This is a genomic window from Streptococcus porcinus, assembly GCF_901542335.1.
Classification (GTDB): domain Bacteria; phylum Bacillota; class Bacilli; order Lactobacillales; family Streptococcaceae; genus Streptococcus; species Streptococcus porcinus_A.
Window position 1 is genome coordinate 1,679,087 of the sequence record NZ_LR594036.1, and the last position, 24,984, is coordinate 1,704,070.

Consider the following 24,984-nt stretch of genomic DNA (forward strand, 5'->3'; position numbering starts at 1 on the left):
CTAACTTTTGGGGGTCAGTACACTATTGGGACAGATTTTTTAAATAAATAAATTAATAAAGAAATAGATTATTAACAAACTTCCCAAAATAATCCGATACTTTCCAAAAATCGTAAAATCATGTTTTTTAACATAGTCTGTCAAGAATTTAATAACATATAAACTAACCACAAAGGCAGTTAAACTAGCTACCAGTAAGATTAATAACTGGCCAAAGCCAAGTACGTTTCCTTTCAGAAAGAACTTTACAACCTTTAACAAGCTGGCGCCAAACATAACAGGGATTCCTAAGAAAAAGGTAAATTCGGTAGCAACCGTACGGCTTGTTCCCATTAAAATACCACCTAAAATAGTTGCTCCTGAACGACTTGTCCCAGGAATAATACTTAATACTTGAAAAAGTCCAATAAATAAAGCTGTTTTATAGGACATTCTCGCTAAACTAGTCACTTGTGGTTCAACGGTTTTGTTACGTTTTTCAATCCATATAAAGGCAAAACCGTAGACGATAAGCATAAGGGCAACAGTAATAAAGTTGTAAAAATGTTTATTAAACCAATTATCAAGAGGCATTCCAATGATGACTACTGGTAAAATAGCAATCACTACTTTCAACCAAAGTTGCCATGTTAAGCGGGTTTCTGTAGCGCTTTTCCCAGGTTGAAATGGATTCAAGCGTTTGAAATAAATGACAACTACAGCAATAATCGCTCCTAACTGGATAACCACATTAAACATTTCCAAAAAGGCTGCATTTTCGCGTAATTTAACAAATTCTTCTACCAAAATCAAATGACCGGTACTAGAAATAGGCAACCATTCCGTAATACCCTCAATAATACCAAAAAAGATGGCTTTTAAAATCTCAAAAAATAACATATTAACTCCTCGTTTTAGATAAAACCATTGTATCAGAATTTGGCAAAAATGATAAGCTAAGAATCAGATAAATGTGTTTTTTAAACAGAATATTTATACAATTTTTGGAAATAGCGAAGAAGCTTTAGAAAGCTCCGCCTCCGCCACCACCTCCTCCTCCAGAGAAACCACCCCCTGAAAATCCACCACTACTTCCAGATGAGACACTGAAGTGGCTAGCTTGTGTTGCAGCTTGAGCAGAATGCGTAAAATGAGTTGTCATCCCATACATAATAGGTGAAATGGTCGAATAAGTATGTACCAAGTCTTGATCTGTCAACTCGATACCATGTAAGGCCATATATCTTTCCACTTGATCAGCAAAGCCGAACAGACTAGCATATACTAAAACTCGATTCCAAACGATTAAACTTTCAATCTCAGCTCGCTCAAAGTGCTTTATATCTTTTAACATCAGAATAAAACTATCCCAAGGTTGACGAGCTTGTTGCCCTTCTTGGGTCAAAACACCTTGAAGACGATCAACCGAAACTTTTTTAGACATATAAATCATTAGCAAAATGGCTATAAGCACCAAGATGACATCAATCATTAGATGAGTGCCAGAGGCAATAATCATGGCGTAGACAGCATGTGCAACAAGTATTAGAATAGGAATAACTAACAAGAAATTAGCAAAACCAAAAAAACCTTCTCTTTAATAGTCATGGGACGATAGTAGGAATCTGATTCACTACCGATACTTTGAGTGACTTTCATAGATAATTCCTTAAGAGCTTGATTTAATTTATTCAAATGTTCTTTACCACGCGCATTTACTTGACGTTGTAACTCTTTACCAGAATATTGTGTTTCTAATTTTTTAGAAATATCGGAGTCAAAAAAATAATCAGCAAACAGTTGATCCGTTTTTAACTTCTCGGCATCGCTAAAGGCCATCTGTACAAAAGATTCTTCAAAATCAGTCAATACACTCCTATCCTTCAGAGTCAAAAAGTAACCGTTAGCTTCCTTTTCAATCTCAATAGCTTTGCGGTCAATAAGATCCAAAAGAGTTGCTTGAACAAGATTTTCAAAGGAAATGTTATCATCTCTCAAATGAGTTTTTGCAGGATTTAACTTCTGTAAATTTAAATGAAATATTTTTTCTGCTATAACTAGCGGAGGTAAGTCATCTGGTAATGCATATAATTGTCCCTTACCTCTATTCTTAAATTGAAAAACAGTCTTTTTAAACGTTAACCAACAAATAATAGCAACTATGAAAAAGATTGCAATAATAACATAGACATAGTAATCCACAAAATGACGAATCCATCTTGTTCGCTCAGCTATTTGTCGTTCAGTTGCCTTAAAAATGGGCAAATAGTTACGTGAAATTGCCTGACCAGAAATAATTTTACTGTCCCAGTAAGCGTGAAATTCACTGACACCGTCAACATCATTCGTCCACGTTTCCAGTTGACCTAAACTACTTGTATTAGCACTTGGCTTGAAATATCCCCTATGTAAATAGAGCTCCTGCTTCTTACTAGGTGCTTGCGTATCAACTGTAAAATGAACTTTTTCGAGAGTCTTATCCCAGTCTGATATAGGTTTCCAATTTAGTACAGCAATATCCTTATACTTATAGAGAATATTCGAAAGTTTCCATTTGACAATAATTTTAACCTTATCATTCGGCTCACCTGCATTATAAATTTTCAAACGGTAACCATCACCAAGATCTTCGATTGAGCTGGAAACATTTACCTTTCTTCCATTTCGATAAACTTCAATTTGGGGATCTGAATGAATATCAAAGCTGCTCGGCATTTTCCCTGCTCTTCCCAAACTAACATACTGCCCCTCGTAACTAGTACTAAATAAATAGGTTACTTCTTGGGTAAATTGTGCACTATTATCTTCATTAATATGGAGATGGCCTTCATAAAGAGGAATTCGATATTCTACATCACTAGCAAAAACGGTAGTTCCAAAGAAGCTCATAATAACTACAAGGCTAATTAAAAAACGTTTCAAAACCATAAATCTCCTCTACTTTCTAACTTATATTTTATCACAAAAGATAAGCTAATAAAATAAAGAAGTAAGGTTAAGATATTTATTTTTAAACAGATAATTGTATATTTTTCCATTTTTCAAATAAAAATGATTGAAATCAAACCTTATTTGCTGTAAAATAGTTGGATATATTATAATAGATGGAGTTTTTCTATGAAAAAGCTATTAATGACCTGCTTTTTTGCTCTCTTTTTCCTATTTGGGGGAAATAATCTAGCACAAGCGGATAACTATTTACGCGTTGGTATGGAAGCTGCTTACGCTCCCTTCAACTGGACACAAGATACAGATGCGAATGGTGCTGTTCCTATCGAAGGCACTAATCAATACGCTAACGGCTATGATGTCCAAATTGCTAAAAAAGTCGCTAAATCACTTGACAAGAAATTATTAGTTGTCAAAACATCATGGACAGGCCTAATCCCAGCACTAACCTCTAAAAAAATAGACATGATTGCTGCTGGTATGAGTCCCACAGAAGAACGTAAAAAAGAAATTACTTTTTCTGATAGCTACTATACCAGTGAGCCGGTTATTGTTGTAAAAGCTGATAGTAAATTTGCTAAAGCAAAATCTCTAGCTGATTTTGCGGGTGCTAAAATCACTGCTCAACAAGGTGTTTGGCATGTCAACCTGATTCCTCAAATTAAAGGAGTTAAAGCACAAACACCTATGGGCGATTTTTCACAAATGCGTCAAGCTTTATCCTCTGGCGTTATTGATGGTTATATTTCAGAACGACCTGAAGCTATGACCGCTCAAAATGCTAATAGCTCTTTCAAAATGGTAACTCTCAAAAATGGTTTTACTGTCAATTCATCTGACGCTGCCATCGCAGTAGGTATGCGTAAGGATGATAGTCGTATTAATCAGATTAATCAAGTCCTAACTGAATTATCTCCTAACGACCGTTTAAGTTTAATGGACAAAATGGTAACATTGCAACCTAAAGAAGAAAAATCATCCAATACTACTAAACCTTCTTTTCTACATCAAATGTGGACTATTTTAAGAAGCAATTGGAAACAATTTTTACGCGGTACAGGACTTACACTACTTATCTCAACAATCGGTACTGTTGTTGGTTTGATTATCGGTTTATTGATTGGCATATATAGAACCGCAACCAAGTCAAAAAATAAAATGGTAGCTTTCTTCCAAAAAGTTTTTGGATGGTTCTTAAATATTTATATTGAGGTTTTCCGAGGAACACCGATGATTGTTCAATCCATGGTTATTTACTATGGTACTGCTCAAGCATTTGGGATTTCAATAGATCGAACTCTAGCTGCCATTCTTATCGTATCTATTAATACTGGTGCCTATATGACAGAAATTGTTCGTGGTGGGATATTTGCCGTTGATCAAGGACAATTTGAAGCTGCAACCGCCCTTGGATTTTCACACGGACAAACCATGCGAAAGATTGTTCTACCTCAGGTTATTCGAAATATTCTACCCGCAACAGGTAACGAGTTTGTTATCAATATTAAAGATACATCTGTGCTAAACGTTATCTCTGTTGTTGAGCTTTATTTCTCGGGTAACACAGTCGCTACTCAAAATTATCAATATTTCCAAACTTTCTCAGTTATCGCACTGATTTACTTTATCTTAACTTTCACTGTAACAAGAATCCTTCGCTATGTAGAACACCGATTGGATGATGATACGTACACAACTGTAGTAAGAGAAATGCCTTTGGAGGAGTCTACGAATGTCTAATCCTATTATTGAAATCAAACATTTGAAAAAATCATACGGGAATCATCAAGTCTTAAAAGATATTTCCCTATCTGTAAATAAAGGCGAAGTCATCTCAATTATTGGTTCATCAGGGTCAGGCAAATCAACCCTATTACGATCTATAAACCTCCTTGAAGAACCAACTGATGGGCAAGTCTTATTCCATGGAAAAAATGTCCTCGCTGATGATTATAATTTGACTCATTATCGTGAAAAACTGGGTATGGTTTTTCAATCCTTTAACCTTTTTGAAAATCTTAATGTCCTTGAAAATGCAATCGTTGCTCAAACTACAGTCTTAAAAAGAAGTCGTTCAGAAGCAGAAAAGATAGCTAAAGAAAACCTTAATTCAGTCGGAATGACCGAGCAATATTGGAAGGCAAAACCAAAACAACTGTCTGGTGGCCAAAAACAACGTGTCGCTATCGCTCGCGCTCTTTCAGTAAATCCTGAAGCTATGCTATTTGACGAACCTACTTCTGCTTTAGATCCTGAGATGGTAGGTGAAGTTTTAAAAACTATGCAAGACCTTGCAAAATCAGGACTTACAATGATCATCGTAACCCATGAAATGGATTTTGCTCAAGAAGTTTCAAATCGCGTTATTTTTATGGATAAAGGTGTCATCGCCGAAGAAGGAACCCCTCAAGATATTTTTGAAAATCCTAAACAAGATCGTACAAAAGAATTCTTACAACGTTTTCTAAAATAAAAAAAAGCCTCAAAAGTTAGATAACATGATATGTCCCCCTTTTACTGGACTAATCCAGTGAAAGGGGTTTTTGTATGAAATATAATTATAATTTTAAATTAAATGCAGTAAACATGTATCGTTCAGGTCAGTGGATAGAGACTCCAGTTGGTATCGGGCAAAAAAACTTTAGAAAAAGAATTGTCCGATGGTCAAAAACTGCGGAAATACATGGTTTTGATTTTCTAAAACATTCAAAATCATCTAAAAATCGTACAGTTGAAGAAAGATATGAGCTAGTTGCACGTGTCTTCTCTGGAGAATCTCAAAGTAGTGTTGCAATTAACGCGGGTATTGATACTGGACTATTGTCTAAATGGGTTCAAATATATAAAATAAAAGGGTATGAAGGATTGAATCTTAAAAGAGGTCACCGAAGGAAAAAGGAACCGCCTATGACTAAAAAATATAAGCCAGCTGATTTAACGCCTACAGAAAGAGAAGAATTAATAAGATTAAGAGCTGAAACAGCCTATTTAAAAACAGAAAATGAAGCAATAAAAAAATTAATCGCCTTGAGACACAAAAAGGAAGCTGCGCTACTCAAGGCGAAAAAGCGGCAATCGTCAAGGAACTTAAAGAAAAAGGATATCACATAAAATATCTTCTCAAAGCAGTAAACCTAGCCAAATCAACTTATTATTTCGAGATTGGCAAGATAGATGCTGTTGCTTTAAGAAACGAAGAGTTACTTAACGAAATCAAAAGTATTTTTGAGTCAAATAAAAGTAGATATGGCGTTAGACGAGTCTATCAAGAACTGATTAATCGTGGATACAAGGTGAACCATAAGAGAGTTCAACGTCTCATGCATAAAGAAGGTTTATTAGGCAAACGTCCAAAGGAAAAATACCATTCCTATAAAGGTGAGGTAGGAAAGATTGCCGACAATATTATTGCTAGAAACTTTAGCACAACTGCGCCTTTACAAAAGTGGACAACAGATGTCTCTCAGTTTAATTTTTCATGGGGAAAGTGTTATATATCGCCAGTTTTAGACATGAACACAAATGAAATCATATCATATGATTTATCTATGAGTCCTAATCTTGAACAGATAAGTAGAATGCTCGATAGAGCTTTCAATAAATTTCCATCAGTAGATGGTCTTATATTTCATTCTGATCAAGGTTGGCAGTACCAACATCCTTATTTTAGAAATACATTACACCAACATGGTATTGTCCAGTCTATGTCACGGAAAGGGAACTGCTACGATAATTGTATAATGGAGACATTTTTTGGAAGGTTAAAAAATGAGATGTATTATGGCTATGAGAAAGACTATTCTTCATTTGAAGAATTCTCAAGAGCTGTTGAGAAATATATTGATTATTACAATAACAAAAGAATTCAGGCAAAAACAAAATGGATGCCTCCTGTACAATACAGGATAACATCCATGCGTTCCGCCTAGTTTATAAGTATGTGTCCAGGATTCTGGGTACATATCAACAACCTAACAATTGAGGTCTTTTTTATAAAATAAATCTATGATAGAAAAGTAAAATAAGTGACAGTCATCTTATAGCTCTTAAAGAAATTTAAAAAAAATAACAACTAACTTAACTAAAACTCCACTTCTTTAAAAAGTACCCCTATAGGGGACAACAACTTCAATTTCGATATCAACGCTTAAGGTTTAGAGAAAATCTGCAAAAAACACTAAGCACCAGTCCACAGTAGCATTTTCAATCTATACTCATTCAAAGTATTACTATTTTTAAAAATATACTTTACCAGTTAAGTTTTTTATGATATACTATTCTTGTTAACGTTAATAATCTTGCAATAGGAGGTAACTATGGCCGAAAAAACTGACTTGGCGTCAGCTTACCGCAGACTAAAAAGTCCTAATATTAAAACAAAAAAACGTGCTTTGAAAATTATTCATGAGTACAAGAGATCTGGTAAAAAATAACAGGAATCTCTAAAATAAAGTCAGACAAAAAAGCAACTAAGACACATCCCTCCGTCTTAGTTGCTTTTTAATATTATTTAACTTTCAGAGCTGATAAGACTTGTGCCCGAATATCATCAACTCCATTTGGGGTATTAGGTAAGAATAAAGTTTGATTGCCTCTAGAAGCAAATGTATTTAGGGTATCAAGGTATTGATTTGTCAATAAAATTGACATAATTTGTTCCTCGTTTAAACTAATATTTGCTTCTTTTAATTCTTGAATAGATTCTGCTAAACCATCTACAATTGCTTTTCGTTGTTGTGCAATACCTACACCGTGCAAGCGATCTTTCTCAGCTTCTGCAGATGCTGCTGTAACAATCTTAATCTTATCAGCTTCTGCTAATTCTTGAGCAGCAACACGTTTACGTTGAGCAGCATTAATTTCATTCATTGATTGTTTAACTTCAGCATCAGGTTCAACTTTAGTAATCAAAGTTTTAACAATAATATAACCATAAGTTGACATTTCTTCTGCTACTTGATGTTGAACTTCAAGTGCAATTTCATCCTTTTTCTCAAAGAGTTCATCGAGAGTTAATTTAGGAACAGATGAACGCAAAGCATCTTCAATGTATGATTTAATTTGTGCTTCAGGTCTCATCAATTTATAGTAAGCATCAGTAACATTATTTTCATTAACACGGTATTGAGTAGCAATGTTCAATGTAACGAAAACATTATCTTTTGTTTTGGTTTCAACTACAATCTCTGTTTGTAGTAATCTTAACTGGACACGTGCAGCAATCTTATCAATTCCAAAGGGCATTCTAAGGTGAATACCACTTTGTGAAGTTGTTTGGTATTTCCCAAAACGCTCAATAATGGCTACCGTCTGTTGTTTGACAACGTACAAAGCACTCGCAAGAATAGATATAATGACAATAATACAGATAATTAAAAACACGACTGGACCTAACACTAACATAAATACTCCTTCTTAAGTAGAGCTAGCTATGAACACTTTTTAATGTGTCTGCTGCATCCTGACTTATTGTTAATATATAATTATAATGGTTTTCTTATTTTTGTCAAATAAAAAAGCAATAAGAAGTTATGATATAAAAAAGTAAGGTCATAAACCTTACTTAATAATTATTCAACACTCATTATATAAGGATAAACTGGCTGATCACCTTGGTGAATTTCAACTTCAATATCTTCATATTTCTCTTCTAAATAATCTGCCAAATCTTCAGCAAGTGCTGTATTACCCTCTTCACCAATAAAGATAGTTACAATCTCACTATCTTCTTCGATCATCTGATCAAAGGTTGACTTCATAGCTGACTCAAGGTTAGCATCAGATACTAAAATCTGACCATTAACCATACCTAGATAGTCGTTTTCATGAATCTCTAAGCCATCAATCGTTGTATCTCTGACTGCTAAAGTTAAGCTTCCGCTTGTAACATCATTTAAGCTAGCTGACATTGCTGAAAAATTCTCGTCTAATGATTTAGAAGCGTCAAAGGCTAATAAGCTCGTTAATCCTTGTGGAACTGTTTTACTTTCAATGACTACTGCGGGAATATCAACCACATCTGCTGCAGATTGAGCAGCCATGAAGATATTCTTGTTATTTGGTAAAAGAATAACTTGTTTTGCATTAACAGCTTCAATAGCTTTCACAATATCTTCAGTAGACGGATTCATAGTTTGTCCACCAGAAATAATGTAATCAACTCCTTGTGCAGTAAAGATGTCTGCTAAACCTTGTCCCGCTACAACAGCAATCAAACCAAACTCTTTCATCTCAGTCTTAGGACGTACTGTATTTGTTTTCTCAACTTGAGCATCATGCTGATTACGCATATTGTCGACTTTAATTTTGATCAAAGAGCCATATTTTAGCCCTTCTTGCATCACAAGTCCAGGATCTTCGGTATGGACGTGAACCTTAACAATCTCATCATCATTAACGACCATCAAAGAATCACCAAGATTGCTTAAATAGCCTTGAAATTCTTCATAATTGAATTCTTTAACGTAAGTTGGCCCTTGACGTAAAGCAACCATGATTTCAGTACAATAACCATATGTAATATCTTCTGTGGCAACATGTCCAACAACTGCCTTATGGTGCTCGGCGTTAATCATCTCAGACATATTTGCTGGTGTCGCTTTAAAGTCTTCAGAAGCAATATAATCACCATTTAAGGCAGACAAGAAACCTTCATATATGAAAACTAAGCCTTGACCACCCGAGTCAACAACACCAACTTCTTTTAAAACTGGTAGTAGATCAGGTGTTTTTGCTAATGCTTTTTTAGCCCCTTTAAGGGCAGCGCTCATAACTTCAATAGCATCATTAGTAGACTCAGCTTTTTTCAAAGCAGCGCTTGCAGCACCCCGTGAAACGGTTAAAATTGTCCCTTCAACTGGCTTCATCACAGCCTTATACGCTACTTCAACACCTGCTTGAAAAGCTTGTGCTAAATCTTGCCCATCCAACTCAACCTTGCCTTTAATGCTCTGACCAAAACCACGGAAAATTTGCGATGTGATAACCCCAGAATTACCACGAGCTCCCATTAATAGACCTTTGGAAAGGATTTGACCAACTTCACCTACAGTTTCTGCGGGCTTGCTAGCAACTTCCTTTGCTCCATTATCCATGGTCATTCCCATATTTGTCCCAGTATCTCCATCTGGAACAGGAAAGACATTTAAAGAATTAACATATTCTGCTTGTTTGCCTAGACGCGTTGCCGCGGCTTGAACCATTTCTTGGAACAAGCTTGCTGTAATATTTGACACTAGTTTTCTCCTACAACCTTAATATTCTGCACATACACGTTAACCATATCGGCTGTTAAACCAAGTTGGCTTTCAAGATTAAATTTAACGCGTTCTTGGATATTCTTAGAAACTTCACTAATCTTTACACCATAACTCATCACAGTGTAGACATCAACAGAAATACCCAAATCTGTAGATTTCACAACTACGCCTTTGGCATAGTTTTCCTTGCGAAGTAGCGATTGAAAATTGTCTTTTATAGCACTTTTACTTGCCATACCTACAACGCCAAAAATTTCCGTTGCAGAACCACCAACAACAGTTGCAATAACGTCGTCAGATAGTTCAATTAGACCATCATTTGTATTAATTTTTACAGTCATATTTACTACCTCAAAAAGTTTTTATCAGTTTATTTTATCACATATTAGCCCTAATGTAAAAAAATTTAGGTATAACAACAACATTCAACGATGAAACGGAAGAAAATGAAAAAAGCCCTAAGGCTTATTTCAACTATACACGTTCAACTTGACCTGACTTAAGCGCACGAGCTGAAGCCCAAACTTTTTTAGGTTTACCATTAACCATAATAGTAACTTTTTGAAGATTTGGTTTAACTGTACGTTTTGTTTGATTCATAGCGTGTGAACGGTTATTACCAGATACAGTCTTACGACCTGTGAAATAACATACTTTTGCCATTTTATCAGTCTCCTCCTAGGTAGAATATGTTTACGATGTGCTAGCACCACATACCAAACTATTCTATCATACGAGTAACCAATTAGCAAGACTTTTTTCTCTAGTCTCTAACAACTTTTCAGCCTTTTCTTAGTCAGAAAGGGCTTTAACTAAGGAATTAAAGAGATCTCTGGTAGAGCCATCATATAATACTTCCGTTATTCTATCTTCTATCCCATCTCTAAATTCATAAGTATAAGCTACACCACTAGGATTAACGACACCAATACGCTTGTTTTCTGTTTGTGGATGTGTTACAGAAAATGATAATTTCCGTTCAACATCAATGGGTACCGTATATTTAAACATGATATCACGTTGACTAACTTTACCAACTAAATAACCTAATTGAAAGAAGTTCTCGACTAATTCTGCTAATTCTTCCTCACTCAAACCACGCCTCCATCAACTTAACTTCCTATATGTTTTTTCTAGTTCAAACAACATTAAATAGATTAATTGGATACATAACTCTGATTTCCCAACATTATCCGTTGTACCAGTTAGATAAATATCTAGTTGAGGGCAATAAAATGCGAAAGCTCCTGAGATACCTGAATGCCCTATGAAACTCAAGCGATTTTCTTTATTAAATTGTCCCATTGATATTTTCATGTGACCACCACCATATTCAACAGGTGCATAATCTCCCTGAAGAGGGTAATACTCTTGAATGTCTTGCCAATGCTTTTTACTAAACAATTTTCCTTCTATAAATGCTCTGATAAAAACCATCAAGTCTTCTGTAGTCGAAATCCCCCCTCCAGCCCCTTGTCCACTGGCTACAATTTTCGGTCTTTCTATATATTCTTTTCCTGTAAAAAGAGGAGGAATCTTTCCGTATTCACTACTGACAATGTAACTATGTTTTAATCCTAAAGGCTCCATAATATAACGATCCACACAGTCATCTAAAGAAAGCTTATAAATAGACTCAATAATGACACCTAAAAGCATAAAATTAATATCTGCATAATAGGCTTGTTGGCTACCGGGAACAAAATGCCCCTCCAATTCTCCCACCCACGTAATCATATCTTCTAAATCGTAAGAGAAATCCTCATTAGCAATACGTTTCCTAAGTGAAATTGGTTCTTCATAAAATATATTAGCTAGTCCACTTCGTTGAAAGAGGAGATCTTTAATGGTAATAAATTCAGTCTGATCATTGCCTAGGATATGGTGAAGATTAATAAGCTTTTCTTTTGGTATGAAATCGGTTACAATATTGTCATAATCTAATTTTTTAGAATCAATCAGTTGTAAAACTAGTGTCGTTATCCAAAGTTTGGTAACACTAGCCAATAGAAATAGACTGTCTTTAGTTATTTCGCCATGTTGGAATTGGGCAATGTCTTCCCCATTCCCTTTTTGAAGTGAAATAATAGCTCTTGGTAATTTATGCCTTGCAACAAAATTTTGAAAAAGGTGATTTAAATTTTCGTCATTCACTGATAACTCCTCTCAACATAAACATAAACTAATCACTATATAAAATAGATAAATAAAGGATAATTTATGGACATCAGACAACTTTCCTATTTTTTGACAATTGCTAAAACGCAAAATTACTCTCATGCATCAAAAATTTTATTTGTATCACAACCTGCCCTAAAACAATCTGTCTCTAAGATAGAGGAAGAATTTAATACACCATTATTCGTTTATAAGAATCACCGATTGAATTTAACAGATACAGGCCGTATTTTAGTTGAGCGTGGCGAACCAATTGTAAAAGCTTTTAACGAACTTATCTTTGATTTACAAAATGCTAATGAGCCTAAACGTCAAGAAATTAGGGTGGGTGTCACTTTTTTAACCATGTTACAATATATGGATCAAATTTCTCGTTTCATCAGGAAAAATCCTAATATTGATTTAAGAATTATCCAAGAGGGGTCCATGAAATTACAAGAACTTCTCGTTCAAGAAAAAATTGACATTGGTATCCTATCTTTCCCACAAATTGAACATGATATTATCATTGATCCTGTTGCTGTTAATCACTCTTCCTATTCAGCATCATTAGTTGTGCCAAAAGAGCATCCTTTGGCTAACAAAGAAAAAATTACATTTAAAGATTTAAAAGGTTATAATATTGCTAGTCTAAGTGATCATTTTGCATTAGGTGAATTTACCAAAAAACGTTGTCGAGAATTTGGCTTTAGTAATCAGGTAATTCTCACACACGATGATTTTGAAATTCTTTTACATAGCTTGGATAAGCTAGATGCAATTACTATATTACCTAGAGAGCTAGAGGATCTCAGCCCTGTGGAAAATCTTATTTGGATTCCAATTCATGATGTCAATAGTTTATATAAACAAGGATTAGCATATCGTAAAAATATGTCAACTAATACAGATGTTATTAGTAAATTTATTGACGCTATTAAGCATTAACTTTTAGCGGTAAATTCTAAGACATGGTAGTCTTCTTCCTTATTTACGACGCGAAGACCGCCAAAGGCTAAAGCTTCAAGCTCGAATTCACCAGGATATGCCTTAAAAGGGCCAATAAATGCCGTTTTCTCGGCAACTTTTTGACATAAAGCTTCTGAATAAGCCATACCTCCTGTTATACAGACCATATCAATCGAGCCACTAACACTTACCGCTAAGGCAGCTAAAGTTTTAGCAATCCCTAATGCTAAAGCATCAAAGACTAGTGAAGCCTCTTTATCGCCTTCCTCAATTCTCTTCTCAACTTCTCTTAAATCAGCTGTATTACATAATGATTGTAATCCAGCTTTTTTTCTGACTAAATAGTTAAATTGGTCAAGGCCGATCTTTTTAATCACTTCAACCATCGCTTTAATTGGTATGCCACCTGAACGTTCTGCTGAAAACATGATTTCATCGTCCGAAATAAAGTCAACAATCTGTCCATGTTCATGTCCACTTGCACTAGCGCCTCCTCCAACATGAGCAATAACAAGATTAAGCTCATCATAAGACTTTCCTAGATCCTCTGCCACTTTTCGAGCCACAGCTCTCATGTTTAAATGATGTCCAGTTGATGTCCTCTCAACGCCTTTCAGTCCTGTTATGCGAGAAACATCTCGCATTGAATCAACGGTTACTGGATCATAGATATAGGCAGGTTTATTCTCTCCATATTTTCCCATCAATGCTTTCGCTAAGTTTGCTCCCATATTTGATGGGTGCTCTAAAACAGGATGATATTCTAAATGGTTAACAAGTTCATCATTTACAAGAATTGCCCCCGGCTTGACAGGACCAATTAAACCGCCACGGCCGACAGCTACATCAATCTTAGTTACGTCATGTTTGTCAAATAACGCTTCAATATCTTTCAAGCGTAGCTCAAACTGATCAAATACTTTCTTGAAAACTTCTAGTTCCTGACTAGTATATGTAATTTCTTCTTTCCAAATTAGCTCTTTATCTTCATACATAGCCACTTTGGTTGATGTCGCCCCTGGATTAATAGCAATTATTTTTGTCATAAACTTCCCTCTACTCTCTATCCTTTGTCATCATGATTTGTGATAATAAAAGTGATGCATACTTCTCTTCAAAGCTAGAACTACGAGAAGTTATAATTACTGGAACCTTAGCTCCTATAATTAAGCCTGCCATCTCGGATCCACCGAAAAGAGTTAGAGATTTAGATGTAATATTCCCTGTCACAATATCTGGAGCAAACAAGATATCAGCATCGCCTTGAATCTTACCTGTATAGTTTTTTTCCTTTACGCTTTCTGGTGAGAGAGATAAATCAATCGAGAGTGGCCCTTCAACTGTAAAACCTGTCTTACTACTGTAGTCTTTAGCCAATTCAGACTCCAATACTGAGGAAGGCAATTTGGGAATCAGATTTTCAGCTGCTGATAAGAGGGCAACTTTTAGATGAGAAAGCTTAAGTGAAGCCATAACCCCAACAGCATTTTCAATAACTGTTTTGGCAGTGTCTTTGTCAGGTTGTAAAACAAGTCCCCCATCTGTTATCGCAATCAATCTATTCAAAGTAGGCATTGATAAAACAGCAACGTGTGACAGAGTATCTGCTTTACGAATACCTGTTTCCTTGTTAACAACTTCTTTTAAAACTTTACCTGTTGAAATATGTCCCTTTAAGATAGCATCGCCTTTACCCTTTCGAACAAGCTCAACACCCTTAAAAGCTGCTTCTTGATCATCACCGACCGCAACAATCTCATAAGCATCTTTTGGAATAGTAAACCCTTGTAATTTTTCTTCTAAGGTAACTTGATCATCAATTAAGTAAGCAAAAACTCTTTTTTCTCTTACTGCACGTTCAATACAAGCTAAAACTTCATCATCCGCTGCCTTTATTGCCACAAGATTAATAGGATTATCAACATTTTTTATTTCAGGCCGAGCTTCAAATAATTTATCAATTAATAACGACATTTTTTCTCCTAACTAAAAAATGGGATGCTTACATTTAGTTGACAAGGAGTGAACTCTAACATCCCAATTTACCACTAAATATCAAGTTTATAGTCTTCTGGTTTTACTAGATGTAGAACATTCATAAAGAGATGTTTAAATAAAAAACCAAATGCTACTGGACCACCAATAAAGACTAATAAAGCACTCAAAATATTCATTGCTGACCAGCCGCCCTTTACAAGATTTAAATGGTTAATTGGACCTACTAAACCACTAAAACCAAATCCAGCACTCATCGGTGTACCTTTGATATTAAAGAGGTAAGCCAGTATTCCACAAGCAGCTGCTGAGCATATAATAGGTAATAAGGTTTTAGGATTCTTAACCCAAACAGGCATTGAAATCTTTGGAGAGCCAATGAAATGGGCAATTGCTGTGCCATGGGTATTAACACTCCAACCAAGAATAGCAAAGCCAAATCCTGTTGCACAGATACCTACATTTGCAGCACCTGAACCTATTCCAGTTAGTGATATAGCAAGGGCAATCCCTACTGTTGTGATAGGAGTAACAATTAAGAAACCAAAAACAATCGCCAACAAGATACACATAATCAGTGGTTGTAAAGTGAGCAATTGGGCAACTCCTATACCAATCAGCTTCGTAATCATTGAGACATAGGGAAGGAGAAAACGTCCAATCAAACCAACTACTAACATCATAAGTGGCGGAATAACTAAAATAGTATAAGCTTTCAAACTATTTCCCACTAACAAGATAAAACCTGCTCCAATAGCAGCAGTAATCATCATGTTAATGATGTCCCCAGTACCCTGCATCATAATCATGCCATTCTTGGCTGAAATAGCACCTGAGGCAAAAAGTGTTGCTAAACCAAGAGATGCTGATTGTATGGGATTGAATTTAAAATTCATACCAACCATGACACCACAAACCAAGCCCATTACTGAGTTGGACATACCTAGTCCCCATACTAATGGCTTTAAAAAGGGTAATGAAGGTACTAGTGATTTCACTAATTCGGAAAGTAAGGCTCCCGGAATGAGCACAACTACCGCTCCAAGCGCAATTCCATTTAAAACATTCATGGTGAATGCTTTTGCTGTTAATTTATTTTCCATTTTCTATTCCTCTATTGATGAATTCCGTGTCCTAGTAGGATTTCACTTGTATCCATAATCGTTTCAGCTAAACTTGGGTGATTATGAATGGTTAGTGTAATATCTTCAGCTGTTAATAAATTTTCAATAGCTAAAGTTATTTCTGCAACTAACTCACTCACGCCAGGACCTACTAATTGGGCACCAATAATTCTATTATCCTTTTTATCTGAAATTAAACGAACAAAACCTTCAGGATTTGCCATTGAAAGAGCACGACCGTTGCTTGCAAATCTAAATGTTGCAACTTTTGCATCGATACCAGCTTCTTTCGCGGCAGCTTTGGTCATACCTACTGTTGCAATTTCTGGTTGTGTATAAGCAACTGTTGGGATAACAAGATAGTCTGCAGTAACACCCTCAACTTGGGCAATAGCTTCGGCGGCTACCTTAGCTTCAAAAGAAGCCTTGTGAGCTAAAGCTGGACCAGCTGTAATGTTACCAATAGCATAAATATGTTTCACTTGAGTTTGCATTTGTTCATTAACGGGAATGAGACCTCTCTCGTCTAAGTCTAAACCAGCAAGTTCAATGGAAACATTGTCAGTGTTTGGACGACGGCCAACAAGGACCGCAACTTTATCAGCAGTGATTTTCTCTTCTTTATCCCCATTTTGGTAGAATAGATCAATCCCTTGAGCTGTTTTTTCGTAACGAGAAGCTTTAGCACCCGTAATAATGGTCATACCTAGCTGCGCTGCTTGATCAAGAACTGGTTTCACTAAATCAGCCTCAAACCCACCTAATACACGGTCCATGCCTTCCAAAATAGTTACGTGGCTGCCAAGATTAGCATAAGCCATAGCTAATTCCATACCGATATAACCACCACCAATGATGGCTAATTCTTTAGGTATCTCTTGCAAATTTAGGAGACCAGTTGAATCAAGAATATCTTCTCCAAATGGAAAAGCTTTTAATTCAATTGGACGACTTCCTAAAGCGAGAATCACGTTTTTAAAGCGGTAAGCTTCACCTAAACCATCTTCTGGCGTTACAAAAACGGTATCTTTGGAAACAAAGTGCGCTTCACCTTTAACAATAGTCACTTTATTCTTTTTCAATAAAGTTTCAACACCCATTGTTAGTTTAGAAACAACTTGACTGTCTTTCCAAGCTTGTGCTTTGGCAAAATCTAGACTAGTTTCACCAAAACTTAATCCATATGGCGATGCCATTTTACTATGGGCATAATCATGACCAACTTGTATTAAGGCTTTAGAAGGAATACAACCAACGTTTAAACACGCGCCACCAATATTTCCTTTTTCGATGATAACAACTTTTTGCCCCAGTTGGGCTGCACGAATAGCTGCTACATAGCCCCCAGGACCTGAACCGATTACAATAGTTTCTACTTCATTTGTATATCCACCTACTACCATGCTATTACCCCTCTGCTAACAATAAATCTGGATCGCTTAGGTAAGACTTAAGCAAGTTAATAGCTTGTTGCGCATAAACACCGTCAATTGCGCGATGGTCGAATGCGAAAGAAATTTTCATGACATTCTTCAATACTGGATTACCTTCTGCATCAGGCATAAAGATTTTATCAATACGACCAACGTTCAAGATAGCAATCTCTGGTAAATTAATAATTGGTGTTGACCAAACGCCTGCTGTTGCCGCAGCACCAACGTTTGTTACTGAGATCGATCCTTTGCCCATATCGGCTGTTCCAAGTTTACCATCACGCGCTTTTTGTGAAATCTCAGAAATTTCTTCTGCAATATCAAATAGGCTCTTACGTTCAGCGTTACGAATCATTGGTACCATTAAGCCACGAGGTGTGTCTGTTGCAACACCAATATTGTAATATTGATGGCGACTGATTTCGTTTTTATCCATATCAATGGATACGTTTAAGTCTGGGAAGCGCTTTAACATTGCTACTAATGCTTTCACCAAGTATGGTGTGAAGGTCAATTTAATACCTTTTTCTGCTGCGATGACTTTCATCTTATTGCGGTGAGCGACAAGGGCATCAACTTCTGCTTGATCAAAAACTGTAACTTGTGCAACTTCGCTTGAGCTTTTCGCTAAAGCATCTGCAATCGTCCGACGGATTGCTGGCATTTTTTCTACCACTTCTGCAAACTCTTCATTTGTCACTTTTGGTGCGGCTACTGCTTTTTCTTCAGTAACTCCTTCATGCACTTCTGATGTTTGTTCTTGGACTTGTGCTACCTGTGTTGCTCCGCCATTTGCCAAGAAATTATCGACATCTTCCATAGTGATTTTGCCATTGTTTCCACTGCCCTTTACTAAACGTAAATCAACATCTTTTGAGCGTGCATATTTACGAACGCGTGGTACAGCAAGAAGACGCACATCAACTGAAGAATCTACTTGAACGACCGTTGTTTGTTTTGGAGCTTCTGCGTCTGATTTTTCTTCAATAGAAGCTTCTGCTTTTGGAGTTGATACTGAAACTTGATCTTGGCTTGAAGCTGAATTATTTCCACCAGCCAAGTATTCTTTTAATTCTTCTTCAGTCTCAGCGATGTCAGCAATTGGTTCACCAACAATTCCAGTATCTCCTGCTTCAACATAGATTTTTGCGAGGTAACCAGATATTGGACTAGGTAATTCAACAACAGCTTTATCACTCTCAATTTCTAATAATGTCTCATCTTCGGTAACCTTATCACCTACATTTGCAGTCCATGACATGATGACACTTTCATGAGTGCCTTCCCCAGCATCAGGTAATATATATTGATACATCCTGTCTCCTCCCTAGAAATTTACAGTTTCTTTAGCTTTTGCAACGATATCTTCAACACTTGGCATCCAATCTTCTTCAGCAAGACCAAATGGGAAGATGGTGTCTGGAGCAGTAACGCGTCCAAGAGGAGCATCCAAATCCATAAAATTACGTTCACTGATTTCAGACATGATTTGTCCAGCAGTACCAGCTTGACGTTGTGCTTCTTGAAGAACAATTGCCCGATGTGTTTTAGCAACAGAAGCTTGGATAGTTTCATAGTCAACTGGTGACACAGTACGTAAGTCTACAACTTCAGCACTGATGCCTTCTTTTTCTAATTCTTCAGCAGCTTGAAGGGCTAATTGAACCATTAATCCGTAACCAATTAAAGTAACGTCAGAACCTTCACGAACAACATTTGCTTTATCAAGAGGAACAGTGTAGTAACCTTCTGGAACTTCATCTTTAACAGTACGGTAAAGACGTAAATGTTCTAGGAAGAAGACTGGATCTTCAGATTCAATAGCAGCAATCATTAATCCTTTTGCATCATAAGCAGATGAAGGGATAACGACACGAAGTCCTGGAATTTGAGATAGAAAACCTTCTAAACTATCAGAATGCAATTCGGGCGTATGAACGCCACCACCATAAGGAGCGCGGATAGTAATTTGAGCACTACGGGTGCCACCTGAACGGTAGCGTTGACGAGGAATTTGCGCAATTAAAGCGTCCATAGCTTCTACAATGAAACCTGAAAACTGCATTTCCGGAATAGGTAAGAAACCTTCTTGAGCAAGACCTACAGACATTTGAAGAATCCCAGATTCAGCAAGTGGTGTATCAAAAACGCGATTTTCACCGAATTCTTCTTGCATTCCTGCAGTGATACGGAAAACCCCACCATTTTTACCGACATCTTCACCAAAAATTAAGGCATTGTCATGTTTTTTCATCACTTCACGCAACCCCTCTGTAACGGCTTGTGCTAATGTTAAAACTGGCATCTTAGTTTTCCTCCTTTGCTTGATAATAAGCAATTTGTTCTCTAATATTTTGTGGCTTATCTTTATACATAAATTCTAAAAATTCTGTAATATGTTGTGACTCTGTTTTTGCCATCTCTGCTAAAGCATCTTTCGCTTGTACCTTTACATCTTCATATATAGCGTCAGCTTTTTCCTGACTCCATAATCCTTTTTCAGTCAGATAATTTCCAAGTCGAATAAGAGGATCTTTTTGTCGCCATTCTTCAACTTCTTCATCAGCACGATAACGTTTAGGATCATCAGACATGGTATGGGGACCAAAACGGTAGGTCATATTTTCAATAAGCACCGGACCATTTTCAATAGCATATTCCCGCGCTTTCTTTACGGTATAATATACTGCAACAGGATCCATGCCATCAATTCTTACAGCTGGAATTCCAGCTGCGACCGCTTTTTGAGCAAGAGTAGCAGCCTTGGTCTGATGTGAGGTTGGAACTGAGATACCATAACCATTATTTTGAACTACAGCAACAAGATTAGCCTTGAAGACACCTGCAAAGTTAAGAGCTTCATAAAAATCACCTTGTGATGTAGCAGAATCTCCACATAATGATAAAGCAATTTGTTTCTCACCTTTCATCCGTTTTGCAATACCATTCCCTAATGCCTGAATAGTGGTTCCACCAACGATAACATTTGGAGAATACATATTTAAATCTTTAGGATATTGGTTAGCAACATAGTGTCCTTTATACCACAAGAAAGCTTGTGATAATTTCATACCAAATTTTACACCAGGGAATACATCACGATAAGTTGGTGCAAAAACGTCATTTTTATCAAGAGCTAAAACAGCACCATATTGGCTAGCTTCTTGACCGCCACCAGGAGCATAGTTGCTCAAAGCACCTTGTCTGTTCAAAAGAATAACACGCTCATCAATGGCACGTCCCCAAGTAATCGCCTCCATCAATGCAAGCAATTCTTCATTACTAATTTGATCCATCGCTTCTTGATCATCCACTTTTCCTTCTTCATCTAGAATGTGATAAATTGGAAATTTTTCGTCATAAGATGAAACAAGTTCCGTAAAATTAAGTTTACTAATCTTCATGTTTGCTTCCTTCCTTTCAAAATAATGATAGCGCTTTCTCGATTGAGAGTAAACTTCCTATTTCTTATAGTGCTATAAGTAATAGTTCAAACTTAAGTCATCCAACTCTTAACCCGCTATTAAGGTATTATTTGATAAAAAATTTTTTATAGAAAAAAGACCTCCCACTGGAGATCTTTAGTATCATCGATTCCTCTCAATCATCGTTTGCTTGCAGTAGCTAAAACTATAGTTCAAGGTAGGATTATAAAAGAAAGCCCTAAATTAGGACTTTCAACAATTTATTGCTTAAAACGATGCTTTGTTTGTTCACAATCAGAGATTGCTTCACAAGAACTTGTAAGTGATTTTTTAGTTAAAATTATGCTTTGTTTGCTGATCCGAAAACGTCGATACGTTCTTCGACAGCTGCTTGAACAGCTTTCATACCTGGAGCCAAGAATTTACGTGGGTCAAATAATTTTTTACCATCGTATTCTGCTTCGTTTGCATCGTAGTTACGAGCAAATTCGCGAGTTGCATTAGAGAATGCAATTTGACTTTCAGTATTAACATTAACTTTAGCAACACCAAGTTTGATAGCGGCTTTAATTTGATCATCAGGGATACCTGAACCACCATGTAACACAATTGGGAAGCCTGGTACAGCTGCCGCTAATTTTTCTAAGTGGTCAAGAGTAAGACCTTCCCAGTTAGCTGGATATGGACCATGAATATTACCGATACCTGCAGCAAGGAAATCAATTCCAGTTTCAACCATTGCTTTAGCATCTTCGATTGGTGCAAGTTCACCTTTACCGATGATACCATCTTCTTCACCACCGATTGTTCCAACTTCAGCTTCTACAGAAACACCTTTAGCATGTGCTAACTCAACAACTTCTTTAGTTTTAGCAAGATTTTCTTCAACTGGAAGATGAGAACCATCAAACATGATTGAAGAGTAACCAACTTCGATACATTCCAACGCATCCTCATAATGACCATGGTCAAGGTGAATAGCTACAGGAACTGTAATACCCATTGATTCTACAAGGTTAGAAATAAGTGATTGACATACTTTATAACCACCCATGTATTTAGCAGCACCCATTGAAGTTTGGATAAGAACTGGAGCTTTTTTAGCTTCTGCTGCACGCAAAATTGCTTGTGTCCATTCTAAGTTGTTAGTGTTGAATCCACCAACAGCATATCCGTTTTCACGAGCTGCTTGTACAAATTTTTCTGCTGAAACGATTGCCATTTGTTAGGCCTCCTCTAATTTTTCGGGTTATCCCGTTTACATTGTCCATTCTAGCATAATTAGCACCAAATTTCTAGTACTTGCTAAAGGGTAAAACGCTTTCTCCTTTCAATTTTTCACAATTTTAACTTTTTTAAATACAAAAAAAGTGAGTCAAAGACTCACTCAATATTATGCGGAGAGAGGGACTTGAACCCTCACGACCTAAAGCGGTCACAGGATCCTTAGTCCTGCGCGTCTGCCAATTCCGCCATCCCCGCTACTCATCAGCAACATCATTTATTATATCAGCTGTGAGTATTTCTGTCAATCCTTACTTTTGATATTTTTTCAAAAAGTTTGTAATTTCCTTTTCATATTGTTTTTTGTCAGTTTCATAAGCTCGTGCATGCTTAGCACCCTTGGCAATATATATTTCTTTTGGTCCTGATGTCGCCTTATAATTATTATAAACCATATTTGTAGGCACAAAATCATCTTTATCACCATGAATAAATAGAACTGGTAAGTGGTTTTTTTTCAGTTGCTCTTGGGCACTTGCTTCTCCATAAGTAAAACCGGCTCTGATCTTTGAAATAGCAGAAACTTCATATAAGAGAGGAAAAGCTGGGAGATTGTACATTTTTTTAGCTTGAAACTTCAATTCATCCCAAACACTATTGTAACCACAATCTTCAATAATATTGACAACTTGTTCTGGTAGTTTCTCACCACTAGCCATCATCACCGTAGCAGCCCCCATGGATAAACCGAAGTAAGTAATTTGACTTTTCGGATCTGCCTTAACCAACTGCTTGGTCCAAGCGATTAAATTCTGGCGATCATTCCAACCATATCCTATGATATTACCTTCACTTTCACCATGTGCTTCGTTATCTGGAATTAGGACATTATAGCCCAAATCATGAAATAGCATAGCATAAGGTTTCATCCCTGCTTTACTATTTAAAAAGCCATGGACAACTATAGCCGTTTTTTGAGACGGTTTTTCGGCAGGTAGATACCAAGCAACTTGTTTTTTTCCTCTATTAGTCAAAGAATATTTTTCAACTTTTAGAGCATTAAATGCTTGCTCACTGGTATACAGAGGGTTGTCTTTACCACGTTTAGCATTGCTAATAAAGGATTTTTCTTCCCGGATTTGAGCAACATGGAAAAAATAGTAACTAGCTCCTACACTAATCGTTGTTAGTAGTAAGAGGATAACCATTAAATACTTTGATAATCGAATTATTTTCATACCAAATAGTTTACCTTATTTTAGTCAAAAAAGAAAGGGGGCAACCTTTCTTTTTTATTATTTAGAGAAGTACACTACTTAGGATAGGAACAACTACAGTCACAATCACCCCTACAACAACTAAGGCAATAGATCCCATTGATTCTTCCACCTGTCCAAAATCTTTTGCTGCTGAAACACCAAGTGCATGCCCTGCTGTTCCTAAAGCTAGTCCACGCGCGATTGGATCATTAATTTTAAACAGCTTAATTAATGGCTTAGCCAGTGCATAAATAATAACACCATTTAAAATACAAGCTAACGACGTTAACTCAGCTGAGCCACCTATAGCTATTGAAGTCGGCATTGCAATAGCTGTCGTTGCCGCTTGAGGTAACATTGAAGCTGTGACAACTCTACCCAATTGTAGAAGAGTCGAAATAACATAAATTCCATATACAGCAACGATACTTCCCAAGGTGATACCGCCTAAAATTTGAACCCAATATTTTTTTAAAACTTCTCTTTTACGGTAGAGAGGAATAGCAAAGCAAATTGTAGCAGGCTCAAGGAAAAAAGCAATAATTTGCCCACCTTTATTGTATTGATCAAAGCTAATACCAGTGGCTTTCAAGGTCGCAATCCCCAAAATCATGGCCACAAAAAGTGGAGCAAATAAGAAGAAGCCCTTAGTCTTCTTAAATAATATCTGACCGATGAAAAATGTTCCTACTGATAATAGAACACCAAAGATTGGCGACACTTTAAGTAATTGAATAAATGTTTCCATCATCTTGACTCCTTTTTCTTATTTGCAAAAGCCTTACTATTTGCTATAACCTTACTATTTCTTTCCTGTGTTTGACTAAAAGCAGAGCTCTTTTTGAATATTGAAGTTGTATTAAGTTGAAAGATTAATTGAGTCATCCAACCTGTTGCCACTAGTAGAATTAAGGTTGAAGCAAAGATTAAAATCATATCTAAAATGAAATGGGCTTGTAATAAACCAAGTGATTTAATGACTGAGATGCCTGCTGGAACAAAGAAGAGACCTATATTGTTAACCAAAGCATCTCCCACTGTCTCCACTTGTTCTAACTTAATAACATCAAAGTTTAGAGCCAAAAACATAAGGACCAAACCTATAACAGAAGCAGGCATCGTAACTGGAAGTAGACTTTCAATAAATTTAGATATTAAAACGATTGTTCCAATTAATACACTTTGATAAATAACTGAATATGTTTTTTTTC

The 24,984-nt window shown here is 36.4% G+C and carries 26 protein-coding genes and 1 tRNA gene; 6 read left to right on the plus strand and 21 right to left on the minus strand.

What is annotated here, in order from left to right:
• Nucleotides 1-39 precede the first annotated feature (39 nt).
• From FGK96_RS08090 to FGK96_RS08095, 3 genes are all read right to left on the minus strand, one after another.
• Nucleotides 40-879, minus strand: coding sequence for an undecaprenyl-diphosphate phosphatase (locus FGK96_RS08090; RefSeq protein WP_138082944.1), 840 nt, complete (start codon nucleotides 877-879; stop codon nucleotides 40-42).
• A 124-nt stretch (nucleotides 880-1,003) separates the two neighbouring features.
• Nucleotides 1,004-1,546 (minus strand): DUF2207 family protein, encoded by a 543-nt coding sequence (locus tag FGK96_RS10665; protein ID WP_269472116.1) that lies wholly within the window; start codon nucleotides 1,544-1,546, stop codon nucleotides 1,004-1,006.
• Nucleotides 1,540-2,901 (minus strand): DUF2207 domain-containing protein, encoded by a 1,362-nt coding sequence (locus tag FGK96_RS08095; protein WP_269472117.1) that lies wholly within the window; start codon nucleotides 2,899-2,901, stop codon nucleotides 1,540-1,542. Before FGK96_RS08095 ends, FGK96_RS10665 begins: the two co-directional genes overlap by 7 nt.
• 195 nt (nucleotides 2,902-3,096) lie before the next feature.
• Here FGK96_RS08095 and FGK96_RS08100 point away from each other — a divergent pair, with 195 nt between their 5' ends.
• The 5 genes from FGK96_RS08100 (at nucleotide 3,097) to FGK96_RS08120 (ending at nucleotide 7,361) form a co-directional block, all read left to right on the plus strand.
• Nucleotides 3,097-4,668 carry an ABC transporter substrate-binding protein/permease gene (locus tag FGK96_RS08100; protein WP_138082946.1) on the plus strand — a complete coding sequence of 524 codons (1,572 nt, stop codon included), beginning with the start codon at nucleotides 3,097-3,099 and terminating at the stop codon, nucleotides 4,666-4,668.
• Nucleotides 4,661-5,401 (plus strand): amino acid ABC transporter ATP-binding protein, encoded by a 741-nt coding sequence (locus FGK96_RS08105; RefSeq protein WP_003085541.1) that lies wholly within the window; start codon nucleotides 4,661-4,663, stop codon nucleotides 5,399-5,401. The genes FGK96_RS08100 and FGK96_RS08105 overlap by 8 nt, the downstream gene beginning before the upstream one ends.
• A gap of 74 nt (nucleotides 5,402-5,475) precedes the next feature.
• Nucleotides 5,476-6,039, plus strand: a complete 564-nt coding sequence (locus tag FGK96_RS08110; protein ID WP_138082948.1) for a helix-turn-helix domain-containing protein — start codon at nucleotides 5,476-5,478, stop codon at nucleotides 6,037-6,039.
• The gene (locus tag FGK96_RS08115; protein WP_232045836.1) at nucleotides 6,036-6,857 is read left to right on the plus strand and encodes an IS3 family transposase; all 822 of its coding nucleotides are present in this window, start codon (nucleotides 6,036-6,038) and stop codon (nucleotides 6,855-6,857) included. Before FGK96_RS08110 ends, FGK96_RS08115 begins: the two co-directional genes overlap by 4 nt.
• A 387-nt stretch (nucleotides 6,858-7,244) precedes the next feature.
• Nucleotides 7,245-7,361, plus strand: a complete 117-nt coding sequence (locus tag FGK96_RS08120; protein WP_003085004.1) for a putative metal homeostasis protein — start codon at nucleotides 7,245-7,247, stop codon at nucleotides 7,359-7,361.
• A 73-nt stretch (nucleotides 7,362-7,434) separates the two neighbouring features.
• Here the strand turns inward: FGK96_RS08120 and FGK96_RS08125 are convergent, their stop codons facing one another.
• The 6 genes from FGK96_RS08125 to FGK96_RS08150 all read right to left on the minus strand — a co-directional run bounded on the left by FGK96_RS08125 (nucleotide 7,435) and on the right by FGK96_RS08150 (nucleotide 12,341).
• Complete coding sequence (locus FGK96_RS08125) at nucleotides 7,435-8,331, minus strand: SPFH domain-containing protein (RefSeq protein WP_220125765.1); 897 nt, start codon at nucleotides 8,329-8,331, stop codon at nucleotides 7,435-7,437.
• Nucleotides 8,332-8,498: 167 nt separating this feature from the next.
• A complete protein-coding gene (locus FGK96_RS08130) occupies nucleotides 8,499-10,163 on the minus strand; it encodes a DAK2 domain-containing protein (protein ID WP_138082952.1) in 1,665 nt (554 codons plus the stop codon).
• The gene (locus FGK96_RS08135) at nucleotides 10,163-10,528 is read right to left on the minus strand and encodes an Asp23/Gls24 family envelope stress response protein (RefSeq protein ID WP_003084618.1); all 366 of its coding nucleotides are present in this window, start codon (nucleotides 10,526-10,528) and stop codon (nucleotides 10,163-10,165) included. Before FGK96_RS08135 ends, FGK96_RS08130 begins: the two co-directional genes overlap by 1 nt.
• Nucleotides 10,529-10,661: 133 nt before the next feature.
• A complete protein-coding gene (gene rpmB / locus FGK96_RS08140; RefSeq protein WP_003084306.1) occupies nucleotides 10,662-10,850 on the minus strand; it encodes a 50S ribosomal protein L28 in 189 nt (62 codons plus the stop codon).
• Nucleotides 10,851-10,979: 129 nt separating this feature from the next.
• Nucleotides 10,980-11,282: a hypothetical protein gene (locus FGK96_RS08145; protein WP_003084586.1), complete on the minus strand. Its 303-nt coding sequence runs from the start codon at nucleotides 11,280-11,282 to the stop codon at nucleotides 10,980-10,982.
• Between the two features lie 12 nt (nucleotides 11,283-11,294).
• Nucleotides 11,295-12,341 (minus strand): serine hydrolase domain-containing protein, encoded by a 1,047-nt coding sequence (locus tag FGK96_RS08150; protein ID WP_138082954.1) that lies wholly within the window; start codon nucleotides 12,339-12,341, stop codon nucleotides 11,295-11,297.
• Nucleotides 12,342-12,407: 66 nt separating this feature from the next.
• Between FGK96_RS08150 and FGK96_RS08155 the strand changes: the two genes are divergently transcribed.
• On the plus strand, nucleotides 12,408-13,292 hold the full coding sequence (locus tag FGK96_RS08155) for a LysR family transcriptional regulator (RefSeq protein WP_003083302.1): 885 nt from the start codon (nucleotides 12,408-12,410) through the stop codon (nucleotides 13,290-13,292).
• On the opposite strand, the gene buk is transcribed toward FGK96_RS08155, so the two are convergent.
• The 12 genes from buk to lrgA all read right to left on the minus strand — a co-directional run bounded on the left by buk (nucleotide 13,289) and on the right by lrgA (nucleotide 24,964).
• Nucleotides 13,289-14,359, minus strand: a complete 1,071-nt coding sequence (buk, locus tag FGK96_RS08160) for a butyrate kinase (RefSeq protein ID WP_138082956.1) — start codon at nucleotides 14,357-14,359, stop codon at nucleotides 13,289-13,291. The two genes, FGK96_RS08155 and buk, sit on opposite strands and share 4 nt — an antisense overlap.
• A 10-nt stretch (nucleotides 14,360-14,369) precedes the next feature.
• Entirely contained in the window at nucleotides 14,370-15,287 is a 918-nt protein-coding gene (locus tag FGK96_RS08165; RefSeq protein ID WP_138082958.1) for a phosphate acyltransferase, read from the minus strand.
• A 74-nt stretch (nucleotides 15,288-15,361) separates the two neighbouring features.
• Nucleotides 15,362-16,411, minus strand: a complete 1,050-nt coding sequence (locus FGK96_RS08170; RefSeq protein WP_138082960.1) for a PTS transporter subunit IIC — start codon at nucleotides 16,409-16,411, stop codon at nucleotides 15,362-15,364.
• 11 nt (nucleotides 16,412-16,422) lie between these two features.
• Entirely contained in the window at nucleotides 16,423-17,835 is a 1,413-nt protein-coding gene (gene lpdA, locus FGK96_RS08175; protein ID WP_138082962.1) for a dihydrolipoyl dehydrogenase, read from the minus strand.
• Nucleotides 17,836-17,839: 4 nt separating this feature from the next.
• Nucleotides 17,840-19,180, minus strand: a complete 1,341-nt coding sequence (locus tag FGK96_RS08180; protein WP_138082964.1) for a dihydrolipoamide acetyltransferase family protein — start codon at nucleotides 19,178-19,180, stop codon at nucleotides 17,840-17,842.
• Between the two features lie 12 nt (nucleotides 19,181-19,192).
• Nucleotides 19,193-20,170: an alpha-ketoacid dehydrogenase subunit beta gene (locus FGK96_RS08185; protein ID WP_138082966.1), complete on the minus strand. Its 978-nt coding sequence runs from the start codon at nucleotides 20,168-20,170 to the stop codon at nucleotides 19,193-19,195.
• A gap of 1 nt (nucleotide 20,171) precedes the next feature.
• Nucleotides 20,172-21,269 (minus strand): thiamine pyrophosphate-dependent dehydrogenase E1 component subunit alpha, encoded by a 1,098-nt coding sequence (locus tag FGK96_RS08190; RefSeq protein ID WP_138082968.1) that lies wholly within the window; start codon nucleotides 21,267-21,269, stop codon nucleotides 20,172-20,174.
• Nucleotides 21,270-21,630: 361 nt separating this feature from the next.
• Nucleotides 21,631-22,512, minus strand: coding sequence for a class II fructose-bisphosphate aldolase (locus FGK96_RS08195; protein ID WP_138082970.1), 882 nt, complete (start codon nucleotides 22,510-22,512; stop codon nucleotides 21,631-21,633).
• Nucleotides 22,513-22,686: 174 nt separating this feature from the next.
• Nucleotides 22,687-22,772, minus strand: a tRNA-Leu gene (locus FGK96_RS08200).
• Between the two features lie 53 nt (nucleotides 22,773-22,825).
• Nucleotides 22,826-23,752, minus strand: coding sequence for an alpha/beta hydrolase (locus tag FGK96_RS08205; RefSeq protein ID WP_138082972.1), 927 nt, complete (start codon nucleotides 23,750-23,752; stop codon nucleotides 22,826-22,828).
• A 61-nt stretch (nucleotides 23,753-23,813) separates the two neighbouring features.
• Nucleotides 23,814-24,521: an antiholin-like protein LrgB gene (gene lrgB, locus FGK96_RS08210; protein WP_138083522.1), complete on the minus strand. Its 708-nt coding sequence runs from the start codon at nucleotides 24,519-24,521 to the stop codon at nucleotides 23,814-23,816.
• A complete protein-coding gene (gene lrgA, locus FGK96_RS08215) occupies nucleotides 24,521-24,964 on the minus strand; it encodes an antiholin-like murein hydrolase modulator LrgA (RefSeq protein ID WP_138082974.1) in 444 nt (147 codons plus the stop codon). The genes lrgB and lrgA overlap by 1 nt, the downstream gene beginning before the upstream one ends.
• Between the last annotated feature and the right edge of the window lie 20 nt (nucleotides 24,965-24,984).

Bases quoted from the DNA above. Each gene is read 5' to 3' on its own strand.
- FGK96_RS08090 (WP_138082944.1), bottom strand. From the start codon at position 879: ATGTTATTTTTTGAGATTTTAAAAGCCATCTTTTTTGGTATTATTGAG.
- FGK96_RS08100 (WP_138082946.1), top strand. From the start codon at position 3,097: ATGAAAAAGCTATTAATGACCTGCTTTTTTGCTCTCTTTTTCCTATTT.
- FGK96_RS08105 (WP_003085541.1), top strand. From the start codon at position 4,661: ATGTCTAATCCTATTATTGAAATCAAACATTTGAAAAAATCATACGGG.
- FGK96_RS08110 (WP_138082948.1), top strand. From the start codon at position 5,476: ATGAAATATAATTATAATTTTAAATTAAATGCAGTAAACATGTATCGT.
- FGK96_RS08120 (WP_003085004.1), top strand. From the start codon at position 7,245: ATGGCCGAAAAAACTGACTTGGCGTCAGCTTACCGCAGACTAAAAAGT.
- FGK96_RS08125 (WP_220125765.1), bottom strand. From the start codon at position 8,331: ATGTTAGTGTTAGGTCCAGTCGTGTTTTTAATTATCTGTATTATTGTC.
- FGK96_RS08135 (WP_003084618.1), bottom strand. From the start codon at position 10,528: ATGACTGTAAAAATTAATACAAATGATGGTCTAATTGAACTATCTGAC.
- rpmB (WP_003084306.1), bottom strand. From the start codon at position 10,850: ATGGCAAAAGTATGTTATTTCACAGGTCGTAAGACTGTATCTGGTAAT.
- FGK96_RS08155 (WP_003083302.1), top strand. From the start codon at position 12,408: ATGGACATCAGACAACTTTCCTATTTTTTGACAATTGCTAAAACGCAA.
- buk (WP_138082956.1), bottom strand. From the start codon at position 14,359: ATGACAAAAATAATTGCTATTAATCCAGGGGCGACATCAACCAAAGTG.
- FGK96_RS08165 (WP_138082958.1), bottom strand. From the start codon at position 15,287: ATGTCGTTATTAATTGATAAATTATTTGAAGCTCGGCCTGAAATAAAA.
- FGK96_RS08170 (WP_138082960.1), bottom strand. From the start codon at position 16,411: ATGGAAAATAAATTAACAGCAAAAGCATTCACCATGAATGTTTTAAAT.
- lpdA (WP_138082962.1), bottom strand. From the start codon at position 17,835: ATGGTAGTAGGTGGATATACAAATGAAGTAGAAACTATTGTAATCGGT.
- FGK96_RS08180 (WP_138082964.1), bottom strand. From the start codon at position 19,180: ATGTATCAATATATATTACCTGATGCTGGGGAAGGCACTCATGAAAGT.
- FGK96_RS08185 (WP_138082966.1), bottom strand. From the start codon at position 20,170: ATGCCAGTTTTAACATTAGCACAAGCCGTTACAGAGGGGTTGCGTGAA.
- FGK96_RS08190 (WP_138082968.1), bottom strand. From the start codon at position 21,269: ATGAAGATTAGTAAACTTAATTTTACGGAACTTGTTTCATCTTATGAC.
- FGK96_RS08195 (WP_138082970.1), bottom strand. From the start codon at position 22,512: ATGGCAATCGTTTCAGCAGAAAAATTTGTACAAGCAGCTCGTGAAAAC.
- FGK96_RS08205 (WP_138082972.1), bottom strand. From the start codon at position 23,752: ATGAAAATAATTCGATTATCAAAGTATTTAATGGTTATCCTCTTACTA.
- lrgB (WP_138083522.1), bottom strand. From the start codon at position 24,521: ATGGAAACATTTATTCAATTACTTAAAGTGTCGCCAATCTTTGGTGTT.